Source organism: Bradyrhizobium sp. CCBAU 53338 (genome assembly GCF_015291665.1).
In the GTDB taxonomy this organism is placed as follows: Bacteria; Pseudomonadota; Alphaproteobacteria; order Rhizobiales; family Xanthobacteraceae; genus Bradyrhizobium.
Map to the genome: position 1 here is coordinate 805,833 of NZ_CP030048.1, position 22,922 is coordinate 828,754.

At 65.3% G+C, this 22,922-nt stretch carries 24 protein-coding genes and 1 tRNA gene; 10 read left to right on the plus strand and 15 right to left on the minus strand.

Annotated elements, in window-relative coordinates:
- The first annotated feature begins 72 nt into the window (after positions 1–72).
- From XH90_RS03845 to XH90_RS03860, 4 genes are read left to right on the plus strand one after another with little or no spacing between them, the layout of a single operon-like run.
- On the plus strand, positions 73–1,917 hold the full coding sequence (locus tag XH90_RS03845; protein WP_194479287.1) for a DNA polymerase III subunit gamma/tau: 1,845 nt from the start codon (positions 73–75) through the stop codon (positions 1,915–1,917).
- A gap of 24 nt (positions 1,918–1,941) precedes the next feature.
- A complete protein-coding gene (locus XH90_RS03850) occupies positions 1,942–2,262 on the plus strand; it encodes a YbaB/EbfC family nucleoid-associated protein (RefSeq protein ID WP_194479288.1) in 321 nt (106 codons plus the stop codon).
- A gap of 1 nt (position 2,263) precedes the next feature.
- Positions 2,264–2,866, plus strand: a complete 603-nt coding sequence (gene recR, locus XH90_RS03855; RefSeq protein ID WP_027561562.1) for a recombination mediator RecR — start codon at positions 2,264–2,266, stop codon at positions 2,864–2,866.
- Positions 2,867–2,892: 26 nt separating this feature from the next.
- Entirely contained in the window at positions 2,893–3,333 is a 441-nt protein-coding gene (locus XH90_RS03860; RefSeq protein ID WP_194479289.1) for a hypothetical protein, read from the plus strand.
- A gap of 8 nt (positions 3,334–3,341) precedes the next feature.
- Here XH90_RS03860 and XH90_RS03865 read toward each other — a convergent pair whose 3' ends face one another.
- Positions 3,342–4,706, minus strand: a complete 1,365-nt coding sequence (locus XH90_RS03865) for an MFS transporter (RefSeq protein ID WP_194479290.1) — start codon at positions 4,704–4,706, stop codon at positions 3,342–3,344.
- A gap of 140 nt (positions 4,707–4,846) precedes the next feature.
- Positions 4,847–6,046, minus strand: a complete 1,200-nt coding sequence (locus XH90_RS03870; protein ID WP_194479291.1) for a DNA recombination protein RmuC — start codon at positions 6,044–6,046, stop codon at positions 4,847–4,849.
- 170 nt (positions 6,047–6,216) lie between these two features.
- Between XH90_RS03870 and def the strand changes: the two genes are divergently transcribed.
- The 4 genes from def to XH90_RS03890 all read left to right on the plus strand — a co-directional run bounded on the left by def (position 6,217) and on the right by XH90_RS03890 (position 8,979).
- Positions 6,217–6,741, plus strand: coding sequence for a peptide deformylase (gene def, locus XH90_RS03875; protein ID WP_194479292.1), 525 nt, complete (start codon positions 6,217–6,219; stop codon positions 6,739–6,741).
- Between the two features lie 205 nt (positions 6,742–6,946).
- Entirely contained in the window at positions 6,947–7,882 is a 936-nt protein-coding gene (fmt, locus tag XH90_RS03880; protein ID WP_194479293.1) for a methionyl-tRNA formyltransferase, read from the plus strand.
- The gene (gene truA / locus XH90_RS03885; protein WP_194479294.1) at positions 7,882–8,619 is read left to right on the plus strand and encodes a tRNA pseudouridine(38-40) synthase TruA; all 738 of its coding nucleotides are present in this window, start codon (positions 7,882–7,884) and stop codon (positions 8,617–8,619) included. The genes fmt and truA overlap by 1 nt, the downstream gene beginning before the upstream one ends.
- 24 nt (positions 8,620–8,643) lie before the next feature.
- Complete coding sequence (locus XH90_RS03890) at positions 8,644–8,979, plus strand: GIY-YIG nuclease family protein (RefSeq protein WP_194479295.1); 336 nt, start codon at positions 8,644–8,646, stop codon at positions 8,977–8,979.
- A 139-nt stretch (positions 8,980–9,118) separates the two neighbouring features.
- Here XH90_RS03890 and dapE read toward each other — a convergent pair whose 3' ends face one another.
- The 11 genes from dapE to rpmH all read right to left on the minus strand — a co-directional run bounded on the left by dapE (position 9,119) and on the right by rpmH (position 18,449).
- The gene (gene dapE, locus XH90_RS03895; RefSeq protein ID WP_194479296.1) at positions 9,119–10,285 is read right to left on the minus strand and encodes a succinyl-diaminopimelate desuccinylase; all 1,167 of its coding nucleotides are present in this window, start codon (positions 10,283–10,285) and stop codon (positions 9,119–9,121) included.
- On the minus strand, positions 10,282–10,875 hold the full coding sequence (locus tag XH90_RS03900) for a DUF805 domain-containing protein (protein WP_194479297.1): 594 nt from the start codon (positions 10,873–10,875) through the stop codon (positions 10,282–10,284). Before XH90_RS03900 ends, dapE begins: the two co-directional genes overlap by 4 nt.
- 137 nt (positions 10,876–11,012) lie before the next feature.
- Positions 11,013–11,858, minus strand: coding sequence for a 2,3,4,5-tetrahydropyridine-2,6-dicarboxylate N-succinyltransferase (gene dapD, locus XH90_RS03905; protein ID WP_194479298.1), 846 nt, complete (start codon positions 11,856–11,858; stop codon positions 11,013–11,015).
- A 196-nt stretch (positions 11,859–12,054) separates the two neighbouring features.
- Positions 12,055–12,750 carry a pyrimidine 5'-nucleotidase gene (locus XH90_RS03910; protein WP_194479299.1) on the minus strand — a complete coding sequence of 232 codons (696 nt, stop codon included), beginning with the start codon at positions 12,748–12,750 and terminating at the stop codon, positions 12,055–12,057.
- Positions 12,751–12,764: 14 nt separating this feature from the next.
- A complete protein-coding gene (locus XH90_RS03915; protein ID WP_194482583.1) occupies positions 12,765–13,751 on the minus strand; it encodes a DUF1036 domain-containing protein in 987 nt (328 codons plus the stop codon).
- Positions 13,752–13,903: 152 nt separating this feature from the next.
- Positions 13,904–14,791, minus strand: a complete 888-nt coding sequence (gene argB, locus XH90_RS03920; protein WP_194479300.1) for an acetylglutamate kinase — start codon at positions 14,789–14,791, stop codon at positions 13,904–13,906.
- A 93-nt stretch (positions 14,792–14,884) separates the two neighbouring features.
- The gene (locus XH90_RS03925; protein WP_194479301.1) at positions 14,885–15,244 is read right to left on the minus strand and encodes a DUF423 domain-containing protein; all 360 of its coding nucleotides are present in this window, start codon (positions 15,242–15,244) and stop codon (positions 14,885–14,887) included.
- Entirely contained in the window at positions 15,244–15,897 is a 654-nt protein-coding gene (gene yihA / locus XH90_RS03930; protein ID WP_194479302.1) for a ribosome biogenesis GTP-binding protein YihA/YsxC, read from the minus strand. Before yihA ends, XH90_RS03925 begins: the two co-directional genes overlap by 1 nt.
- Before the next feature lie 144 nt (positions 15,898–16,041).
- Positions 16,042–17,886, minus strand: a complete 1,845-nt coding sequence (yidC, locus tag XH90_RS03935; RefSeq protein ID WP_194479303.1) for a membrane protein insertase YidC — start codon at positions 17,884–17,886, stop codon at positions 16,042–16,044.
- Positions 17,887–17,902: 16 nt separating this feature from the next.
- Positions 17,903–18,286, minus strand: a complete 384-nt coding sequence (rnpA, locus tag XH90_RS03940; protein ID WP_194479304.1) for a ribonuclease P protein component — start codon at positions 18,284–18,286, stop codon at positions 17,903–17,905.
- 28 nt (positions 18,287–18,314) lie between these two features.
- The gene (rpmH, locus tag XH90_RS03945) at positions 18,315–18,449 is read right to left on the minus strand and encodes a 50S ribosomal protein L34 (protein WP_008542748.1); all 135 of its coding nucleotides are present in this window, start codon (positions 18,447–18,449) and stop codon (positions 18,315–18,317) included.
- A gap of 360 nt (positions 18,450–18,809) precedes the next feature.
- Here rpmH and XH90_RS03950 point away from each other — a divergent pair, with 360 nt between their 5' ends.
- On the plus strand, positions 18,810–20,339 hold the full coding sequence (locus XH90_RS03950) for a sensor histidine kinase (RefSeq protein WP_194479305.1): 1,530 nt from the start codon (positions 18,810–18,812) through the stop codon (positions 20,337–20,339).
- Between the two features lie 229 nt (positions 20,340–20,568).
- Positions 20,569–20,645: transfer RNA gene (locus tag XH90_RS03955), tRNA-Arg, on the plus strand.
- Positions 20,646–20,656: 11 nt separating this feature from the next.
- Here XH90_RS03955 and XH90_RS03960 read toward each other — a convergent pair.
- On the minus strand, positions 20,657–21,598 hold the full coding sequence (locus XH90_RS03960) for a sensor domain-containing diguanylate cyclase (protein WP_194479306.1): 942 nt from the start codon (positions 21,596–21,598) through the stop codon (positions 20,657–20,659).
- A 130-nt stretch (positions 21,599–21,728) separates the two neighbouring features.
- On the minus strand, positions 21,729–22,826 hold the full coding sequence (locus XH90_RS03965; RefSeq protein ID WP_194479307.1) for a glycoside hydrolase family 3 protein: 1,098 nt from the start codon (positions 22,824–22,826) through the stop codon (positions 21,729–21,731).
- Positions 22,827–22,922 lie beyond the last annotated feature (96 nt).

A 22,922-nucleotide genomic window follows, 5' to 3' on the forward strand; every position in this document is an offset into this window, starting at 1 on the left:
CCGGCGGGGCTCCCGCCAGCGCGCTCCTTTCCGCAAAAGCCGGCCGAGAGACATTTCATTGCGGATCGACCGATGACCGACGCTGGCGCCCCTCCGAACCCCGATAGCGCCGGCCAGGCTGGCAACGCGCCCTACCGGGTGCTGGCACGCAAATACCGCCCTTCAAGCTTTGACGACCTGATCGGCCAGGAGGCCGTGGTCCGCACCGTTTCCAATGCGTTCGAGACCGGGCGGATTCCGCAGGCCTGGATCCTCACCGGCGTCCGCGGCGTCGGCAAGACCACCACCGCGCGCATTCTGGCCCGTGCGCTCAACTACGAGATGCCGGACGGCTCGGTGAAGGGCCCGACCATCCACATGCCGACGCTGGGCGTGCATTGCCAGGCGATCATGGAAAGCCGGCACATGGACGTGCTGGAGATGGACGCGGCCTCGCACACCGGCGTCGACGACGTCCGCCAGATCAACGACAGCGTGCGCTACGCGCCGGCCAGCGCCCGCTACAAGGTCTATATCATCGACGAAGTCCACATGCTGTCGACGGCGGCGTTCAACGCCTTCCTGAAGACGCTGGAGGAACCGCCGGAGCACGCCAAATTCGTGTTCGCGACGACCGAGATCCGCAAGGTTCCGGTGACGGTGCTGTCGCGCTGCCAGCGCTTCGACCTGCGCCGTGTCGAGGCCGACGTGCTGATGCAGCACCTCGCCAACATCGCCGCGAAGGAAAGCGTCGAGATCGAGCCCGAGGCGCTCGGCATCATCGCGCGCGCCGCGGAAGGCTCGGTACGCGACTCGCTGTCGCTGCTCGACCAGGCCATCGCGCATGCGGCAGGTCAGGTGAAGGCCGACGCCGTCAGGCAGATGCTGGGCCTTGCCGACCGTACTCGCGTCATCGACCTGTTCGACTCGCTCGCGCGCGGCGACATCGCGAGCGCCTTCAAGGAATTCCGCGACCAGTACGATGTCGGCGCCGATCCGATCGTCGTGCTCTCCGATCTCGCCGAGTTCGTCAATTTCGTTACCCGCGTGAAGATCGTGCCGGCCACCGCCGACAACGTCGCCTATGGCGAGACCGAGCGCGTCCGCGCCAAGGATTTCGCCTCGAAGATCTCGATGCGCGTGCTGTCGCGGATGTGGCAGATGCTACTCAAGGGCATCACCGAGGTGCAGGCCGCGACGCGTCCTGCCGCTGCCGCCGAGATGGTGCTGGTGCGCATCGCCTATGTCGCCGACCTGCCGACGCCGGACGAAGCGATCCGGATGCTGGAGCAGAACGGCGGCGGCTCGACGGTCGTGGGTAGCGGCGGGAGTGCTGCGCGCAGTGGCGCGCCGGCAGCGCCGACGGCCTCCGCGGCGCCGGTCGTGTCTGCTGCGCCGGTTCGCATGCCGACCCCATCGCCATCGGCGTTCGGCGGCGGAGTCCGGCCGCAGATGGCTGCGCCCGCGCCGGATCCGCAAGGCGCCGCACCCCAGCTGCGCATCACCAGCTTCACCCAGCTCGTTGCGCTTGCCAGCCAGAAGCGCGACGTCATGACCAAGGCCGCGCTGGAAGGGGACATGCGCCTCGTCCGTTTCGAGGAGGGCCGTCTCGAAATCGCGCTCGAGCCGAACGCCTCGAAGACGATGATCACCGAGCTCGCGCGAAAATTCGAGATGTGGACCGGCCGGCGCTGGACCGTGATCGTCTCGAACGAGAAGGGCCAGCCGACGCTGCGCTCGATGAACCAGGCGGCGAAGCAGGAACATGCACGTTCGGCGGAAGCCGATCCGCGCGTGCAGGAGGTGCTGTCGCGCTTCCCCGGTGCGAAGGTCGTCGAGGTCCGCAGGCTTGCCCCCGAGACGCCGGAATCCAATATTAACGCCGACTATGGCTCTGACGATCCGCCCGATGGTTCCGACGCCGACGACGATCTCTGAGCCACTTTCCAAGGACGAGCACCCATGGCTGATTTTCTCGGCATGATGAAGCAGGCGGCGCAGCTGCAATCCAAGATGCAGGAGATGCAGGAGCAGCTCGGCAACGTGGAGGTCGAGGGCATTTCCGGCGGCGGTCTCGTCGCCGTGCGCATGACCGCGAAGATGGACGTCAAGGGCATCAAGATCGACCCCTCGCTGATGAAGGCTGAAGAGCGCGAGGTGCTGGAAGATCTGCTCGTCACCGCGCTCAGCGATGCCCGCCGCAAGGCGGAGACCGCGATGCAGGAGAAAATGCAGTCGCTCACCGGCGGGCTGGGCCTGCCGCCGGGGCTGTTCGGCCAGTAAGATGGGCGCGGTTGCAGGTCCCGAAATCGAGCGGCTTGTCCAGCTTCTCGCGCGGCTGCCGGGCCTCGGCCCGCGCTCTGCGCGGCGCGCGGCGCTGCACCTCATCAAGAAGCGCGAAGCGCTGATGATGCCGCTGTCATCAGCCTTGCAGGTCGCGCTGGACAAGGTACAGGTCTGCAAGACCTGCGGCAACATCGACACGCAAAATCCCTGCACCGTCTGCACCGACCCGAAGCGCGATCCCGCGATCATCGTCGTCGTCGCCGACGTCGCCGATCTCTGGGCGCTGGAGCGGGCCAATGCGACGCAAGGCCGCTACCATGTGCTGGGCGCGACCCTGTCGCCGCTCGACGGCGTCGGCCCGCAGGACCTCACCATCGACGCGCTGGTGGCGCGGGCGCATGCGGCCGAGGTGCACGAGATCATTCTTGCGCTGAATGCGACGGTCGACGGCCAGACCACGGCGCATTACATCACCGACCTGCTTCAGGACGCCAACGTGAAAGTAACCCGGCTGGCCCATGGTGTGCCCGTCGGCGGCGAGCTTGATTATCTCGACGAGGGCACGTTATCGGCCGCCATGCGGCAGCGGACCCTGTTCTAGCCATCCAGAGTTACGGAACGGACGACATGACGAAACTTTTCGCCACACGCTTCGCCTTGGTCGCGACGGTGCTGCTGTTGGCGGCACCGGCCATTGCCGCACAGCAGGAAGACGACCGGGCTCCGCCGCCGTCGAAGCCCGGCAAGCCGATCAGCGCCGGCGAGGTGCTCTCGGGCGAGCTGAACGCCATGAAGATTCGCGACGTCAAGAACGCGGGCAAGCGGATCGCGATGTACCAGATCACCTCCGAGCCGCGCCGCCTGCCGGCACCGAACGGGCTGTGCGATCTCGAGACCGGGCCCGAGACCTTCCAGCTCGTCACCTCCAGCAACGCGCAGGCTTCGCAGCTGAAATCCTTCGTCGGCAAGGAAATCTCGGTCAAGGTGGACGAGGTCGCCTGCGCCAGCGACCCTGGCCAGATGAGCGAGGCCGTGGTCACGAAGTGGAGTTTGGTGAAGAAGCAGTAGGGGCGGCCCTAAACCCTCACCGGCCCCAACGCCTCGAAATGCCCGCGCTTCTGCAGCCAAGTCAGCAGCGCCAGGCTCGGAATCGCCACCAGCACGCAGATCACGAAGAACAGCGGCCAGCCGGTGCTGTCAGCGACGAAGCCGGCGCCCGACGACAGATACGTCCGCCCCACCGCCGCGAGCGCGGTGAGCAGCGCGTATTGCGTCGCCGTGTGCAGCGGGTTCTGGCACAGAGCCGAGAGATAGGCGACGAAGATCACGGTGCCGATGGCGCTGGTGAAATTCTCCGCGGAGATGGCGAGCGCCAGCGCCCATTGATTGGTGCCGAGCACGGCAAGCCAGGAGAAGGTGAGGTTGGCCAGCGCCTGCACCACGCCGCCGATCCAGAGCGAATTTGCCAGCGAATAACGCCGCGCAACGAAGCCGCCGGCAAAGCCGCCGATCAGCGTCGCAGCGAGGCCGACGCCCTTGACGATCGCCGCATAATCGTTGCGGGTGAAGCCGAGGTCGATCACGAACGGCGCGGTCATGGTGCCGGAGAACGCGTCGGTGAACTTGAACAGCACGACGAAGGCGAGGGCTGCGATCGCGTCCTTGCGCGACAGGAATTCGGAGAACGCGCCGATCGCCGCGTGCAGCACGCGCGTGAACGCGGTCTCTTCATGCGTTGCCGCTTCGGCCCGTACCGATTGCTCGGGCTCGGTCGCAAGCAGCGCCGTGATCGTTCCGATCAGCACCATCGCCGCCATCACCACATAGCCCCACATCCAGGCCGATGAGCGCGTGATGCCGGTGCTCTCGAAGCCGGAGACGATGAACAGCGCCCCCGCGGTCGAGACCAGCATGCCGATGCGATAGGCCGCGACGTAAGCAGCCATGCCGGCGGCCTGCTCGCTCTCGGGGAGGCTCTCGACGCGGAAGGCGTCGACCACGATGTCCTGGGTCGAGGATGTCGTCGCCACCAGCAGCGCGCCGAGCGCGACGTAGAACGGCGAACTCGCGGGATCGGTCATCGCCAGCAGCAGGATCGAAACGATCAGCAGCAGCTGCGAGAACAGCAGCCAGCCCCGCCGGCGGCCGAAGGCATGGGTGAACAGCGGCACATGCAGCGCATCCACCAGCGGCGCCCACAGGAACTTCAGCGTGTAGGGCGTGCCGACCAGCGCAAACAGCCCGATGGTCTTGAGATCGACGCCTGCCTCGCGCATCCACACCAGCAGCGTCGAGCCCGACAGCGCCAGCGGCAGTCCCGAGGAGAAGCCGAGGAACAGCACGATCAGTACCCGCGGCTGCAGGTACACGGCGAGGCTGTCGCGCCACGAGGTCGCAGGGGTGTCGGAGCCGGCGGGGGAGGTGGCGTCGGGTGCGGTCATGGGGAGGTGTTAGCAGATTCTGGCCGAGATGCCTCGACCACAAAAGCCGTCATGCCCGGGCTTGTCCCGGGCATCCACGTTCTTAGTGCGGCGACAAAGGCGTGGATGGCCGGGACAAGCCCGGCCATGACGACTGAGGATCACTCCCCCGCCTGCAGCTTCCTTGGAAACAGCTCCGGCGCTCCCGACACCAGCCGCGGGCCCTCAGCCGGCGCGTCCGTCTTGCTGAAATCGAGCTCCTCGATTCGGCCCGCCCGCTTCTCGATCTTGTCGGCGGAGATCAGGATCTGGCGGACGTCCTCGTTGGCGTCGGCGAAATGTTTCTGCAGCTTCAGCACGCGGTCGCGCAGGCGGCCGAGGTCGTCGCCGAGCTTGATAACCTCGGTCTGGATCTGGTCGGCGGCATCGCGCATGCGCGCGTCCTTCATGATCTGCTGCATCACCTGGATCGCGAGCATCAGCAGCGAGGGCGACACCAGCACGACGCGTGCGCGGTAGGCCTTCTGGATCACGTCGTCGAAACCATCATGGATCTCGGCGTAGACCGATTCCGACGGCACGAACATCAGCGCCATCTCCTGGGTCTCGCCGGTGACGAGGTATTTTTCGGCGATGTCGCTGACATGCTTCATCACGTCGCCGCGCAGCCGCTGCGTGGCGAGGCGCTTCTCCTCGTCGGTGCGGGCATCGTGCAGCGCGGTCATCGCCTCCAGCGGAAATTTCGCATCGATGCAGAGCGGGCGCTGGTCGGGCAGGAACACGACGCAATCGGGGCGCTTGCCGGTCGAGAGCGTGAACTGGAATTCGTAGGCGCCCTTCGGCAGGCCGTCCTGGACGATCGCCTCCATCCGCGCCTGGCCGAAGGCGCCGCGCGACTGCTTGTTGGCGAGCACGTCGCGCAAGGTCGTGACCTGCGTGGTGAGGTCGGTGAGGTTCTTGTGCGCGCTGTCGATGATGCCGAGCCGCTCGTGCAGGGCGCGCAGGCTCTCCATGGTGTTGCGGGTCGAGTGCTCCATGGACTGGCCGACCCGATGGGTCACCGAATCCAGCCGCTCGTTGACAGCACGGGCCATCTCGGCCTGGCGGCCGGCCAGAGTCTGGGTCATGGCGTTGACCCGGCCGGAGGCCTCAGCTTGAGCGTGCAGCACCTGGGCGAGCCGCTCTTCGAGCTCGTCGGCCCGGATTGCGTGCGCCATCGCCAGTTCCGCGCCACGTCGCCCGGATCTGGCGATCACCACCGCAATCACCACCAGCAGGATGAGGACGAGGGCGCCGAAGCCGATCAGCCCATCGATGGTGCGCACCGGCCAGTCGCCGAGCATGAAAATGATCTCGTTCATGCCAGCCCTTCTAGCCGATTCGCGCCCCCAAGCGAACGAAGAGGGAACGATGGGGCTAACGGCCCCCTCATTTTTATGGTTAACCAAGGGTGAAGTTTTATGGTTAGCGGAGGGTTAACGCGTTACCCGCCGCATTGACCGCCTGTCGCGCGCGGCTTAAATCGCCCGCCATGGCCCTCAGAGAAATCATCATCCTGCCCGACAAGCAGCTGCGTCTGGTCTCCAAGCCGATCGAGAAGGTCACGCCGGAGATCCGCAAGCTTGCCGACGACATGTTCGAGACCATGTACGACGCGCCCGGCATTGGCCTTGCTGCGATCCAGATCGCGCAGCCGCTGCGGCTGATCACCATGGATCTCGCCAAGCCCAGCCAGGACGACGAGACCAAGCCGGAGCCGCGCGTCTTCATCAATCCGGAGATCGTCGCCTCTTCCGAGGAGCTGTCGGTCTACGAGGAAGGCTGCCTGTCGATCCCCGAATATTACGAGGAGGTCGAGCGGCCCGCGAAGGTGCGCGTGCGTTTCACCGATCTCGACGGCAAGCTGCACGAGGAGGACGCCGAAGGCCTCTACGCCACCTGCATCCAGCACGAGATCGACCATCTCAACGGTGTGCTGTTTGTCGACTATCTGTCGAAGCTGAAGCGCGACCGCGTGATCAAGAAGTTCGAGAAAGCCGCCAAGCGCGCGGAGTGAGTCATTTGTAAGCACCGGCGTTGCCGCACGCTCCCCCTGCGCTCCCCCCCCCTTGTGGGGGAGGGCCGGGGAGAGGGGTGGCCCCGGCGGTAGTCCCAACGGTGCGAAGAACTAATCGGCGCTTGAATCGAAAGACCGCGCCGTGTGGCACCCCCCTCCCTAACCCTCCCCCACAAGGGGGGAGGGAACGCATCGAGCTCTTGTCATGCCCCTCCGCCTGATCTTCATGGGCACGCCCGATTTCTCCGTGCCGACGCTGCTCGAACTCGTCGCGCATGGGCACGAGATCTTGGCCGTTTATACGCGTGCGCCGAAGCCCGGGGGACGGCGTGGGCTGCAGATGCAGCCGACCCCGGTCGAGGAAGCCGCGCGAAAGCTCGGCGTGCCCGTGCTGACGCCAAAGACGTTGAAGACACCGGAAGCGCTCGACGAGTTCAGCGCCTTTGAGGCCGATGCCGCTGTCGTCGTTGCCTACGGCATGATCCTGCCGCAGGCGATCCTCGATGCGCCGAAGCTAGGTTGTTATAATTTGCATGCATCGCTCTTGCCGCGCTGGCGCGGTGCGGCGCCCATCAACCGCGCGATCATGGCAGGTGACGCCGAGAGCGGCGTCATGGTGATGAAGATGGACGTCGGCCTGGACACCGGTGATGTCGCCATGGCCGAGCGTCTGGCCATCACCGACAACATGACCGCGGTCGATCTGCACGATCGTCTCTCCCGCCTCGGCGCCGATCTGATGGTGCGTGCGATGGCGGCACTCGATCGCGGCGGGCTGCAGCTGAAGAAGCAGAGCGAGGACGGCGTCACCTATGCTGCCAAGATCGACAAGGCCGAGGCGCGGATCGACTGGAACAAGCCCGCGCATGCGGTGCTGCGCCACATCCACGGCCTGTCGCCGTTTCCCGGCGCCTGGGCGGAGCTTGCCGGTGTCAGCGAGAATGCGCGCGTGAAAATCCTGCGCTGCGAGCTCGCCAAGGGCTCCGGTGCACCGGGCGCGGTGCTCGACAACCAGCTCACCATCGCTTGTGGCGCGGGCGCGATCCGTATTCTCGAGCTGCAGCGCGAGGGCAAGGCGCGAATGCTGGCCAAGGATTTCCTGCGCGGCGTGAAGCTCGAGCCGCCGATGCGGCTCGCCTGATGCCCCGCTACAAGCTCACCATCGAATATGACGGTGCGCCGTTCTTCGGCTGGCAGGTGCAGGACACGCTGCCGTCGGTGCAGGGCGCGCTGGAAGCAGCCGTGAAGGCGATGACTGGTGCGGATCTGCGGGTGCATGGTGCTGGCCGCACCGATGCCGGCGTGCATGCGCGCGGCCAGGTCGCGCATGTCGATGTCGAGAAGCAGTTTCCGCCGGGGCGCTTTCGCGACGGCCTCAACGCGCATCTGCGCCCGCATCCGGTGGCGGTGCTCGAAGCGGAGATCGTCCCTGATACGTTCGAGGCGCGCTTCTCGGCCGTGAAGCGCCACTATCGCTACCGCGTCGTCAATACCCGCGCCAATCTCGCGCTCGACGTCGGCCACGCCTGGCGCGTGCCGCGTCGGCTCGATGCCGACGCAATGCATGCGGCGGCTCAACGCCTGCTCGGCAAGCATGATTTCACCACCTTCCGCGACACCGAGTGCCAGGCGAAATCGCCGGAGAAGACGCTCGACCAGCTCGACGTGCTGCGCGACGGCCGCGAGATCGTCATCGTCACCTCGGCCCGCTCGTTCCTGCACAGCCAGGTGCGCTCGATGGTGGGATCGCTGGTCTGGGTCGGCGAGGGCCGCTGGACCGCCGACGATCTCTCGGCGGCGCTGGAAGCGCGCAATCGCGCAGCCTGCGGGATCGTCGCGCCGCCGGAGGGGCTGTATCTGATGAGGGTGGATTATTAAGGAGTTGATGTCGCCTCAGGCGTCATGGCCGGGCTTGTCCCGGCCATCCACGTACGTCACCATGCGACCATGCATGGCGGATGGGTCTACATTCTCGCAAGCGCGGCCAACGGCATTTTGTATGTCGGTGTGACCAGCGACCTTGTTCGTCGCACCTACGAGCATCGAAATGGGCTCGTGCCTGGCTTTACTAAGAAGTACGGCGTCAAGCTGCTCGTCTATTTCGAGCGCTATGAAGACATCCAAACCGCGATCCAGCGCGAGCATAACATCAAGCACTGGTCACGGACGTGGAAGGTCAGGCTGATCCTGAGGGATAATCCCGAATGGAATGATCTCTACGACACGATTGTCCAGTGAGGTGGTCCGGGCTCTCACCACATCGTCATGGCCGGGCTCGTCCCGGCCATCCACGTTCTTTCTTGTCAGTAGCGCCGAAGAACGTGGATGCCCGGGACAAGCCCGGGCATGACGGCGGAGGGTTTGGTGAAAAAAGTGCCTACCCAAAATACCTTGTCAGTATCCCGCGATAGACCTTCGTCAGCTTCTCCAGGTCCACCACCGGCACGCGCTCGTCGACCTGGTGCATGGTCTGGCCGACCAGGCCGAACTCGATCACCGGGCAGTAGCTCGAGATGAAGCGCGCGTCCGACGTGCCGCCCGAGGTCGACAGCTCCGGCTTGCGGCCCGTTACCTCTTCGATCGCGGACACCGCGAGGTCGGTGAACGGACCGGGCTTGGTCACGAACACGTTGGAGTTCGAGGGTTCCCAGACGATGCGGGCCTTGATGCGGTTGCCGCAGGCTTTTGCGAGGCGCGTCTCGACCAACTCGCGCAGAGATGCCTGCGTATGGTTGTCGTTGTAGCGGATGTTGAACCTGGCGCGGGCCTCGCCGGGGATGACGTTGAAGGCCTTGTTGCCGACGTCGACGGAGACGAATTCGAGATTCGAGGCCTGGAACTGCGCGCTGCCATGGTCGAGCGGCTCGTCGGAGATGGCAACGATCAACCGCGAGATATCCGGCACCGGGTTGGCGGCGCGATGCGGATAGGCGACGTGGCCCTGCACGCCGTCGACATGGAGCGTGCCCGATTGCGACCCGCGCCGGCCGACCTTGATGGTGTCGCCGAGCGTCTCGACATTGGAGGGCTCGCCCAGCACGCAATGATCGAACTTTTCGCCGCGCTCGGCGGCCCATTTCAGCAGCTTGATGGTGCCGTTGATGGAGACGTCTTCCTCGTCGCCGGTGATGAGGAACGAGATCGAGCCCTTCTCGTCCGTGCGCGGCTTGCCGCCGTTGGCAGCGAGATGTTCCAGCACCGCGGCGACCGAGCAGGCGATGCCGCCCTTCATGTCGACGGCGCCGCGGCCGTGCAGGAAACCGTCCTTCACCTCGCCCGAGAATGCGCCGACGCTCCAGGCGCTCTCGTCGCCGGGCGGCACCACGTCGGTATGACCGGCAAAGGTGATGTGCGGGCCTTCGGTGCCGATCCGCGCATAGAGATTGTCGACGTCGGCGGTGCCGTCCTCGCTGAAGGTCACGCGGTGGCAGGTGAAGCCGGCTGCGTTCAGGGCTTTTTCAAGAACGCCCAGCGCACCGGCGTCTTCAGGAGTTACCGAGGGGCAGCGGATGAGGTCGCGGGCAATGGAGAGAGCATCGGTCATGCCTCCGGCTTAACACGCCATTGCGGCGGCGGGCCAGCCTTCTGCGCGGGCATTTCGAGCTCACGCTGCTGATCCCAACCCGGCCTGCCTGCGGGCGAGACGTAGAGCGGGTCGGCGCCGAAGCGGTTGGTCTTTCTCGAGCCGCGGAAGAACAGCAGCTCAATCCCGCCCCAGGTCGCGAGCACGAATGAGATCAGGGCCAGCATGAAGCCGGCGTAGTCGTTGCCGATCCGGTCCACGAACTGGTTGATGAGCCCGGGGAGGACGAAAAAGGGCAGCGCCCACCAGGCGCTCTTGTCGCGGTCATGCAACCGCTTGATGGACGTTGCGGCGAAGACCCACGCGAACAGAGGTGTGCCGATCAGCTTGGCCAGGGCCAGCGGAAGGTCGGCGCGCGACAGCCTGCGATAGGTGTCCGGATCGACGGCCTTGAAGATGTCGTTGACCGAAAAACCGAACGAGCGGGCGCCGAACGCCAGCACGATCGCGGCCATGAAGATCATCCAGCAGACGATGATGAGCCCGGCCAGCCAATATTTGGCGCGGTTGATGCGGCCGTCGAAGCGGAAGAGATACCAGGTCCAGTCCATGCGAAAGGCTCCGGGCGCGAGAGGCACCCGGAGATTGGTCGCGATGGAGAGAGAGGGGGTTCGATGAGGCTATCCGTCCCGTCACTCCCGCGCAAAGGCTTCGCCGTTGCGCGGGAATTGACGGTGAGGGATCGAGCTCAATCCCGCAACAGCTCGTTGATGCTGGTCTTCGAGCGCGTGCGCTCGTCGACGCGCTTGACGATCACGGCGCAGGCAGTGCTCGGGCCGATCTGGCCGTTCTTCATCGGCTTGCCGGGCAGCGCGCCGGGCACCACCACCGAATACTCGGGCACTTCGCCCATGAAGATTTCGCCGGTCTCGCGGTCGACGATCTTGGTGGAAGCGCCCAGGAACACGCCCATCGCCAGCACCGCGCCCTTGCGCACGATGACGCCCTCGGCGACCTCGGAGCGTGCACCGATGAAGCAATCGTCTTCGATAATCACGGGCTCGGCCTGTAGCGGCTCGAGCACGCCGCCGATGCCGGCGCCACCGGAGATGTGCACGCGCTTGCCGATCTGGGCGCAGGAGCCGACGGTGGCCCAGGTGTCGACCATGGTGCTCTCATCGACGTAAGCACCGAGATTGACGAAGGACGGCATCAGCACGACGTTCCTGGCGATGAAGGCCGAGCGGCGCACAACCGCGCCCGGCACGGCGCGGAAACCGGCGTCGCGAAAACGGTTCGGGCCCCAGCCCTCGAACTTCGAGGGCACCTTGTCCCACCAGTTCGCCTGGCCCGGGCCGCCGGGAATGACGTCCATGTCGTTGAGGCGGAAGGACAGCAGCACGGCCTTCTTCAGCCACTGGTTGACCTTCCACTTGCCGTCGACCCCGCGCTCGGCAACGCGCGCCTCGCCCTTGTCCAGGATCTCCAGCGACCGGTTCACGGCGTCGCGGACCTCGCCCTTGGTCGAGGTCGAGATGCCGTCGCGCGCGTCGAAGGCGCTGTTGATGGTGGATTCAAGGGCGGACAGGGACATCGGGATTTCCTCTTCAAATCGGGGAATTTTGATGGATTGGGGCGCTTTTTCGGGATTTGGGCCTGGAGAGTCAAGCTCGGTTCGCCGTCATCACCCGCCTTGCGCGCTGGAGCGGGTGATCCGCTACGCCGCCGCGGTCGTGATGAAATCGAGATGACGATGATTACTCGATAGCCGCCTTCGCGGCGTACGACGGCTATTTGGGGTGGGACAGCCCGGCCAAGAACCCCGCCAGATCATCCGTGACGTGGTCGACATGGGCCGCATCGCGGCCCTCGAGTTCCCAATCCTCGCGCACCACTTCCTTGGTGCCGTCAGGCACCACCAGCACGGTGGTCATGCCGAGTTCATGCGGGACTGTGAGGTTGCGGGCGAGGTCTTCGAACATGGCTGATCTGGTCGGGTCCACCGCATGCAGTCCGAGAAATTTCTGATAGGTCTGCGCCGCCGGCTTGGGCTCGAACTCGGCGGCGATGATGTCGAACACGCCGTCGAAATGCGAGCCGAGGCCGAGCCGCGCCAGCACCGCATCAACATGGTCGACCGAGCCGTTGGTCAGGATCAGCTTGCGCCCCGGGAGTTTTGCAATGGCCGCACCGAGCGCCGGATTCGGCTCCAGCGGCGAATGGTCGATCTTGTGCACGTAAGCGAGATAGTCGTCGGCACGCACGCCATGCAAGGTCATCATCCCGCGCATGGTGGTGCCGAAGCGCTGGTAATAGTCCTTCTGGATCCTGCGCGCTTCTTCCGGGCCAACCTGCAGCCAGTTGCACACGAACTCGCCGATCCGGGCATCGACTTGCTGCCACAGATTGACGTGATGCGGATAGAGCGTGTTGTCGAGGTCGAATACCCAGGTGTCGATATGGCCGAAGGCGCGGGGGGATTTCATCACAACTCTCTCAATCACGGCATCGCAAACCGCAGCGTCTTGCCGCCGCTCGACATATCCACCGCGCCAAAACCCGTCGCCGAGAATCCGCGCGCGCCGCAATCGGCTTGCTCGTTCGTCTCGAACTTGGTTTCGCGGGTGCAGAGCTGCCTGTCGCCGCCCCAATTGAGCGGCTTGTCCTTCAGCTTGATGGCGCGGTTGTCGCTATCTACGGCTTCCGCGAAGCTGAAGATCTGCTTCGGCTGGCCGGCGACGTCGGGATGCAGGCACGTCTTGGGATCGATGCGGTACCAGCCGCGGCTGGTGACGGACTTGCCGTCGTCGGTCGCGACCGCCGCCATCACCTTGTGCGGCGTATCGTTGCACCAGGTCAGTCCGCTGGGGGACGGCGTCTGCGCCGCTTCGACCATGGTCTTGAAGAAGTTTGGCGAGCCGACCACGTCGGACGACAGCCCGCGGCTCTTCAGGAAGGCGGCGAGCGCACCTTGCGTCTTCGGTCCGTCGACGCCGTCGATCGCACCGATGTCGTAGCCTGCGATCACCAGCAGCCGCTGGATTCCGGCGAGCCGCGCCTGCTCGTCGTCATATTCGGAGTCCTCGGCGAGATAGGCGACGAGATTGCCGTCGTCGCCCTGCGTCGGCGTGATCTGGGTGAAGGGGGCCTGGGTCTGGCCGCTGCGGCATTGGCGTGCGGCGGCGATGACGAAATTGTCCTGCGCCACGCACAGCATGTCGCTGCCGTTCTGAGGGATCGGGGAAGCGCCATAGACGCCGAGCGCGCGCGCGTTGAGCAGGATGCGGTCGGCGCTCAGCGTGCCCTGAACCACCACGCGGCAGGTGGCGGGATCGATCCTGAACCAGCCGCGCGTCGCGGTCGCCGCCTTGTCGTCGATGCCGATCGCGGCCTCGACCACGTAGGACATGCGGTTGCAGATCTTCAGGTCGGCGAAGGCCGGCGCGGAGGAAAAGAACAACGAGACGGCGGCGGCCGGCAGCGTCATCAGGAAGCGGGTGAGTGTGGAGCGGTGCGGTCGCTGAACTCTCTGCTCGTCATGGCCGGGCTTGACCCGGGCATCCACGCCTGTGCCGCGCGAAAGATCGTGGATGGCCGGGTCAAGCCCGGCCATGACGGCGTCTCTCGTCTTCTCGTCTCTCACTTGTGGATCAGTGTTCCCGTGCCCTGGTTGGTGAAGAGCTCGAGCAGCACCGCGTGCTGCATCTTGCCGTCGATGATGACGACGCCCTCGACGCCCTGTTCGAGTGCGTAGATGCAGGTCTCGACCTTCGGGATCATGCCGCCGGAAATGGTGCCGTCGGCAATCAGCTTGCGCGCGTCCTTCACCGAGAGCTGCGGGATCAGCTTCTTCGACTTGTCGAGCACGCCGGGCACGTCGGTGAGCAGCAACAGGCGCTTGGCCTTCAGCGCGCCGGCAACCGCACCTGCAAATGTGTCGGCGTTGACGTTCAGCGTCTGGCCGTCCTTCGAGGTCGCCAGCGGCGCCAGCACCGGAATGAGCTCGTAGCCGATCAGCTGGTTGAGCAGCGTGAGGTCGACCTTTTCGGGGTCGCCGACGAAGCCGAGATCGATTGCCTTCTCGATATTCGAGTCCGGATCGATGATGGTGCGCGTCGTCTTCGACGCCTTCACCATGTTGCCGTCCTTGCCGGAGAGGCCGACGGCCTTGCCGCCGGCTTCGTTGATGTAACCGACGATCTGCTTGTTGACCGAGCCGGCCAGCACCATCTCGACGATCTCGATGGTCGCGGCATCCGTGATGCGCAGGCCGGCTGCGAATTCCGAGACGATGCCGAGGCGCTTGAGCATGGTCGCGATCTGCGGCCCGCCGCCGTGCACGACCACCGGGTTGATCGCGGTCTGCTCGAGCAGCACGATGTCGCGGGCAAAATTCTTCGCGGTCTCCTCGTCGCCCATGGCATGGCCGCCATATTTGATGACGATGGTTTCTTCGTCGTACTGCTGCATGTGCGGCAGCGCTTCGGACAGGATGCGGGCCTGGTCGAGCGGGGAGATTTCGGTCATGAGGCGGATCTCGCTGGCGGGACTAACGCGGCCAGCGTTCTATCTGATTGGCGGGCGAGGCGCAAAGTGTGGCTGGCATGCCGCCGCTACGGATCAGCGCGCAGGCACCACGGCCGCCAGCGTCACCGCGAGCCAGCTCAGGATCATCGTCGTCCCGCCTGACGGCGCGGCAAACGGAAACAGCGAATGGCCGGCATATTGCCGCAAGGTGAGGTCGCCCGCGAACAGCGCGGCGCCGATCACGAAGCCGAATGCCGCAATGAGGCCAATTCCGCCGTGCAGAAGGCCGCGCGCGAGCAACGCGACCACCGCCAATATGGCGGTTGCGTGAAACAGCAGCATGGCGCTGGCGGAGGCAAGCCGGCTGGCGTCGGTGCCGTGGGCCGCAGCTGCGGCCAGCGCGACGCCGGCGGCGCCCATCAAGCCGGCCAGCGCAATCAGCAGGCGCGCCATCACGTGCTCCGCTCTTCCAGCAGCTTGGCCATGGCCGCGCGCAGCTCGGCCATGCCGGTCGACGAGCGCGAAGAGGTCGCGATCACGTTCGGGAACGCGGCCGGATGCTTGGCGAGCGCGGCTTCCGTGTCGGTGATGCAGGACTGCAGCTCGGAGGCCTTCACCTGGTCGGCCTTGGTCAGCACGACCTGGTAGCTGACGGCGGAGCGGTCGAGCGTCTTGAGCACTTCGAGATCGACGTCCTTGAGGCCATGCCGCGCGTCGATCAGCACATAGACGCGCGCGAGCGAGGCGCGGCCCAGCAGGAATGTGTGAATCAGCTCGGTCCACGACGCGACCTGGCTCTTCGGCGCCTTGGCGTAGCCGTAGCCGGGCATGTCGACGAGGCGGAGGTCGGTCTTGCCCGGCACCTCGAAGAAGATCAGTTCCTGCGTGCGTCCCGGCGTGTGCGAGGTGCGCGCCAGCGCGTTGCGCCCCGTCAGGGCGTTGATCAGGCTCGACTTGCCGACATTGGAGCGTCCGGCAAAGGCGATCTCCAGCCCCGCCATCGGCGGCAGCGTCTGGATCGAGGGCGAGGCCCAGATGAACTGCCAGTCGCGCGCGAACAGCTTTCGCCCGGCTTCGATCAGCTTGTCGTCTGACTTTTCGGACATCTGAGAAGTCTATCCTCACGTCATGGCCGGGCCTGTTCCCGGCCATCCACGTCTTCGCGGAAGTAGCCTCCAAAACGTGGATGCCCGGGACAAGCCCGGGCATGACGATGTGGCGGCAGTTTGCCTGGCAGTACCGGACGGCGACTACGTCGCCTTCCTCGCGAACGTCGCCTTGAGATTGTCGAACAACTCCACCTTCACGCCGTTGCGGCGCATGATGAAGCTCTGCTGGAGCACGGAGAGCGTGTTGTTCCAGGCCCAGTAGATCACGAGACCCGCCGGGAAGCCCGCCAGCATGAAGGTGAAGATCAGCGGCATCCAGTTGAAGATGATCTGCTGGGTCGGATCCGGCGGCGTCGGGTTCAGCTTCATCTGGAACCACATCGTGATGCCCATGATGATCGGCCAGATGCCGAGATGCAGATAATGCCCGAACACCGGCAGCGCGGTCGGATCGTAGTTCAACAGCCCGAACAGCGTGAACAGATTGGTCGGATCCGGCGCCGAGAGGTCCTTGATCCAGCCGAAGAACGGCGCGTGCCGCATCTCGATGGTGACGAACAGCACCTTGTAGAGCGAGAAGAACACCGGGATCTGGATCACCACGGGAAGACAGCCGGCGACCGGATTGATCTTCTCCTTGCGGTAGATCTCCATCATCTCCTGCTGCTGCTTCACCTTGTCGTCGGGATGGCGCTCCTTCAGCGCCTGAAGCTGCGGCTGGACCGACTTCATCTTCGCCATCGAGGCGTAGGACTTGTTCGCCAGCGGGAAGAACAGCAGCTTCACGATCACGGTCACGAGCAGGATCGAGATGCCGAAATTGCCGAAGAAGCGGTAGAAGAAGTCGAGGCCGAGGAACATCGGCTTGGTGATGAAGTAGAACCAGCCCCAGTCGATCAAGAGATCGAAATGGTTGAGGCCGAGCGCCTTGTTGTAGCCGCCGAGGCCTGCGAACGGGAACACGCCGACGACGCCGGCTTCCTTGGCGCCCGCGAACAGCCGCGCATTTGCGGTCGCGCTGCCGCCGATCGCGACGGTGACGGGGTCGAGCAGATAGTCGGTCTGGTAGGTGTGGACGTTGCCGGTGAGGTTCGAGGAGAACCGCGCCTGAAGCGGCGCATTGGTGTCGGGCAGCAGCGCCGAGGCCCAGTATTTGTCGGTCATTCCGAGCCAGCCATTGGTGGCCTTGAAGCTGACCGACTTGGCTTCGTCGATCTTCTTGTAGGCGTATTCCTGCAGGCCATCGAGATAACCGATCAGGCCTTCATGCAGGATGTAGTAGCCGGAGACCTGCGGCGTGCCGTGGCGCGAGATCAGCGCGAACGGATAGAGCGTCACCGGCGCGTTGCCGACATTGCTCACGTCGTCCTTGATGCTGAAGAGATAGTGGTCGTCGACCGAGATGGTGCGGCGGAAGGTCAGGCCTTCGCCATTGTCCCACTTCAGCACGACGGGCGTGGTCGGAGTGAGGCTGCCGCTGCCGTCCTGCTGCCAGACGGTCTGGGCATCGGGCATCTTCGACGACACGCCCGTCGCAGCCACCCAGCCGAACTCGGCGTAATAGGGCTCTGCCGTGCCCGACGGCGAATAGAGGATGATCGGCGGCGATTTCGGGTCGACGGTCTCGCGGAATTGCAGCAAAGCGAGGTCGTCGATGCGGCCGCCCTTCAGCGAGATGCTGCCGGCGAGGCGCGGCGTATCGATCTTCACGCGGGGGCCGGCCGCGATCGCGGTGTCGCGGGCAACGACCGGCTGGGCCTGCTGGTTCGCGCCCGGCGCAGTGGTGGGCGTCGTCGTGCCGGCCTGCGGCGTCGTGCCCGGTGTCGCGGTCGCCGTCGGCTGCGGATTGGCCTTCTGGAGCTCGGCCTGCGCCTGCTGCTGGGCCCGCTGCTTCTCCATCGCCGGCACGTTGTAGAAGTACTGCCAGGCGATCAGCACCAGGCCGGACAGAATGACGGCGAGGATGGTATTGCGATTGTCGGTCATCACTGGGGTCTCGTCATCAATCCGGTTTGCGGCTGGCGGTTGGGGCGGGCTTTGGCCCGCGTCCTCCGGCCTGTCCTTGCCGCACGGGCTTCGTGAACGCTATGCGCAGATCGTCGAGCATGGCGGCGAAGTCGCGCGAAAGCGCGTCCCTGCGTCCGACCAGCACGTAATCATGATGGGGTTGCATCGACACCGGATCGAGCCGCTTCACCAATTCGCGAAGCCGGCGCCGGATGCGATTGCGTTCGGGGGCGTTGCCGTTCTTTTTGGTAACGGTGAAGCCGATTCTGACAGGGCCAAAGTCGTCGCGGCGACGGCTTTGCAGGACGAACGCGGGACTATTGGCCCGCGCGCCATTGGCAACGGCGAGGAAATCCGCTCGCTGCCTCAGCCGATCCATGATGAAATCCCGGGAAAGGGGGTCCGGCTCAGGCGCTCAGACGCTTGCGGCCGCGGGCGCGGCGGGCGGCGAGGACCTTGCGGCCGCCGGCAGTGGCGAGACGAGCACGGAAACCGTGACGGCGCTTGCGCACCAGTTTGCTGGGTTGATAAGTCCGCTTCACGGGTTTTTCTCCGCTGACCGGGCAATTTGCCTGTAGAATTGATGGTAAAGTCCGGAAGATGCGGCCCAAACGAGCCGTTTCCGGCCCCAGAAGAGCCGCTCCCGGTATCGCACCGGGTCATCGCGGACAATTTGCGCGGCTTATAAGCGAGCGTCTTGTTTTCGTCAACGCCGCAGGACCGCACAGTTTCGGTGAATATCGCTGTTTCTTTGGGGTTTTTAACCCTTGAGGTGGCGGATGGCGATATCAGCGCCTACATCCCACCTCGGCAGATTAGCGATCCGTAATTTGACCACCCCCGGGCCGGGTCGCATCCTCCATCCGTCGAGCTCCATCAGAAGGCCAGCAGGGGCGAATTTCGTGGCAGCGACAGACCTCCAGCAGCCGACCCAGGATCCGGATCGAGATCTGGATCAGGATCCTGATCGGCCAGCGGACCAGCCGGCGACGCGGTCTCGCGGGCCGGGTGGGCTTGGCCTGTCCGGCAAGCTGTTGCTGCTGACCCTCCCCCTGGTGATGATCGCGGCCGTCCTGCTCTACGTGCCCGCGATCGCCAACTTCTGGGTCAACCGGCTCAACGACCGCGTCGCCGCAGCGAATACGGCGGCGCTGGTGCTCGATGCGGCGCCGCTCGGCATGGTGCCGGATTCGCTGTCGCGCCAGATCCTGAAAAGCATCAATGCGCGCGCGGTCGCGATCAAGATGGGCCAGCAGCGCCGGCTGCTTGCCAGCGACAATCTGCCCTCCGCGATCGAGCACGACGTCGACCTGCGCGACATGACCGTGTGGGAGGCGATCACCGGTTCGTTCCAGATGATGCTGGAGACCGGCAACCAGCCGATCCGTATCGTCGGTCCCGGCGTCGGCAACGCCCAGTTCGTCGAGATCGTCACCGACGAATTGCCGCTGCGGCAGGCGATGTACCGCTTTTCCCGCAACGTCGTGGTGGTGGCGCTGATCATCGGCATTTTGACCGCCGGCCTCGTCTATCTCGCGCTTCATTATCTGTTCGTGCGGCCGATGCGGCGGCTGACCGCGAGCCTGGTTGGCTTCCACGAGAACCCCGAAAGCTCGGCGCGGATCATCGTGCCGAGCCAGCGCAGCGACGAAATCGGCGTTGCCGAGCGCGAATTGTCGGACATGCAGCGCGACCTGATGTCGATGCTGAATCAGAAGAGCCGGCTCGCGGCGCTCGGTCTTGCCGTTTCCAAGATCAACCACGATTTGCGCAACCTGCTGGCCTCGGCGCAGTTGCTGTCGGACCAGCTTGCCAGCGTGCCCGATCCGCGGGTGCAGCGCTTTGCGCCGAAGCTCGTGCGCTCGCTCGAGCGCGCCATCGCCTTCTGCCAGTCGACGCTGTCCTACGGCCGCGCCCAGGAGGCCGCGCCCGACCGTCGCATGATGCTGATCGAGCCTGTCGTGCTCGAGGTGCGCGAGACGGCGGGTCTTGCCAATGATGCGACGATTGCCTGGGTCGCCGCGATCGAGCGCGGGCTCGCGGTCGATGCCGATCCCGACCAGCTGTTCCGCGTGCTGCTCAACCTCGTGCGCAATGCCGCCCAGGCGCTGGAGAGCCATGCCTCCGGCGACGGCGGCCCGCAGCAGATCCGGATCACGGGAAAGCGCGAGGGCGGGGTCGCCATCCTGGAGGTCTCCGACACCGGCCCCGGCGTACCCCAGAAGACCCGGGAGCACCTGTTCGAGGCGTTCCAGACCTCCGGCCGCCCCGGCGGCAGCGGGCTGGGCCTTGCCATCGCCGCCGAGCTGATCCGCGCCCATGGCGGCGACATCCATCTGGTCGAAGGCACCATCGGCGCCACCTTCCGGATCGTCATCCCAGACCGCCCCGTGGAACTCCTCTCCATCCGCAACGAACGGCAGCGGGCGTAAGTCGGCCGGCGGCCGACGTCTGGCGGCCGTGCCTACCTGCTACCCGTCATCCGGGCCTGGCCCCGCGGGCCATCCCGGAAGGGCGACAGCGTGTGAAAATACGCGAAAATCTCCCCATCCCGGACCTTGCCAACCGGGGCAAGAGCGGTTAGTCAAAGCGCTCTTTCGCACCCCTCCGGCGCTGTCCGGAGGCTGCGTGTGGGCCTCGCCCGCACCATCAGCGAAAAACGCGCCCGTAGCTCAGCTGGATAGAGCATCAGACTACGAATCTGAGGGTCGGACGTTCGAATCGTTCCGGGCGCGCCATTTCAACCTGCTTAAGCCGCCAGGCCACGCTTCTCATCCCCGATCAGATGGACCCGGTTGCGGCCGGCGGCCTTGGCGTCATAGAGCGCGATGTCGGCTTCCGCGAACAATTCGACGATGCGCCGGCGGTGCGGGCGACCGATCAGGGCAGCTCCGATCGAGGCGCTGACTTCGAGGCGAAGACCGTTCCAGAACAGCGGACGGCTCAGCATCGTCACGGTCTTTTGCAGCACGCGTGCGATCCGCGCAGGGTCTGTCGGAGCGCGCAGGATGATCGCGAATTCGTCGCCGCCGAGCCGCCCGACCAGGCCGGCATTGTGGAAGGCTCGCCGCAAGCGCTGCGCGACCTCGCACAGGCATGCGTCCCCGGCCAGATGACCGGATGTATCGTTGAGCTCCTTGAAGCCGTCGAGGTCGATCAGAACGAGCGCCGACGCGAAGCCATGATTCAGGCTGTCGTTGACGACCTCGCGATAGTGGGCCTGAAAGACGGAACGATTGGCGAGCCCGGTCAATGGATCGGTCTCGGCTTGCTGCCGAAGGCTATCGAGGGCCTGTCGGTCGGACGTGATGTCCTGCTTGGAGCCGAAGATCCGCAGCGGCCTTCCGCCGTCTCGCACCGCGTTGATCGAGAGGCGCATCCAGCGCTTTTCGCCGCGCCAGGTTCTGATCTCGGTATCGAGCGTGACCGGCGAACCGCTCCGGATCACCTCGGCGCGCGCGAGTTCCATGCTGCGCCGGGATTCGTCGACGTAGAGATCGACGATGTTCGCGCGCCGCAGCGGGTTGTTCGCGGGATAGCCGAAGATGTCGTAGACGCCCTGAGTCCAGCTCAGGCGCTCCGTCTCGAGTTCACATTCCCAGGCGCCGATGCGGGCGGCATTGAGGGCCTGATCATAGAGTCGTACGCGAACCTCGTCCGGCAAAGCCGAGGCGGCATGGTCTTCTCTCATCGACGGTCCGGCAGCATGTCGCGATCTTGCCCTGGTGCTCAAAAGCTAGGGCTGCTGCGTTAACGAATTCTATATGTCCGATGCCGGGTGGCCGGCGGATCTCGAGGCCCGGGCCGGACCCGGGGCAGCTCTAGACGACTTCGACGGTCGCCGCGTCGAACTGGGTGCCGGCGCTACGATGGCGGGCGAATACGTCGCCCGACAGCTCGGTCACCGCGTTCTGCGCGGTGCGATCGAGCATCGCGTGGACGCGCCCAGCTGATGCCTTCAGCACCGCAGGGTCGAGCTTGCCCGCGTCGACGCCGTTGATGATCGACCGGGCGAGGAAGCGGGCGCGTTCGGTGTCGGTCAGATGCGAGCAGATCATCAGCATGTCGTTGCCGGCCGCCATGAAGCGCGCGCCGGCGTCAGGTGCGTCGAGCCGGCCCGCCATGGCGCGCATGCCGACGTCGTCGGACACGATGACGCCGTCGAACTTCATCGCCTCGCGGAGCAGACCCTGCGTGATCGACCGCGACAGAGTCACGGGATCGTCAGGGTCGAGCTTCCGGTAGAGAATGTGGGACGTCATCATCATCCCGATCCCGCCATCGATCGCGGCGGCGAACGGCTTTAGCTCGCGCGACTTGATCTGATCGAGGTCGAGATCGAGCACCGGCAGCTCGTGATGCGAATCCACCTGCGTGTCGCCATGCCCCGGAAAATGCTTGCCGCAGGCCCGGACGCCGCGGCGCTCCATCGCCTTGGCGAACGGCAGCATCGCCTTGATCACGTCGTCGGCGGTGCGGCCGAAGGCGCGCTCGCCGATCACGGGGTTGGCGGGGTTAGAGTGAATGTCGAGCACCGGTGCAAAGTTCAGATTGCAGCCGAGCGAGGCGAGCTCGACGCCCATGGCGTCGCCGACCTGCTCCGCGGTCGAAGCCCAGCGCGCCGCATAGGAAAAGCGCGTGATCGGCGGCGGCGTGCGGCACACGCGTCCGCCTTCGTGATCGATGGCGATGAACTGCCTGTCGCGCTGCGAGGCATCGCGGATCGCGGCGATCAGGTCGCGGTGAACAGACAGCCAGTCACGATAGGGCAGGTCGTGGCGGAAATTGCTCTTGTAGAGGATGACGCCGGCGGGCCGGAGATCCCGCAGCAGTGCGCGGTCACGGTCATCGAGGACGCTGGTCGGCCGCAGGCCAATGAAGAAATGGTCACCGACCGTTGCAAGAAGGGAATCGCTCATCCGCCGGGGCCGCCACAGATTGTTTCGGGTGGTCGAGATGGAGCTGGACGCAACGCGAACTCTCAGCTCCCGCGCAAGCCTTCGAACCGCTCGCGT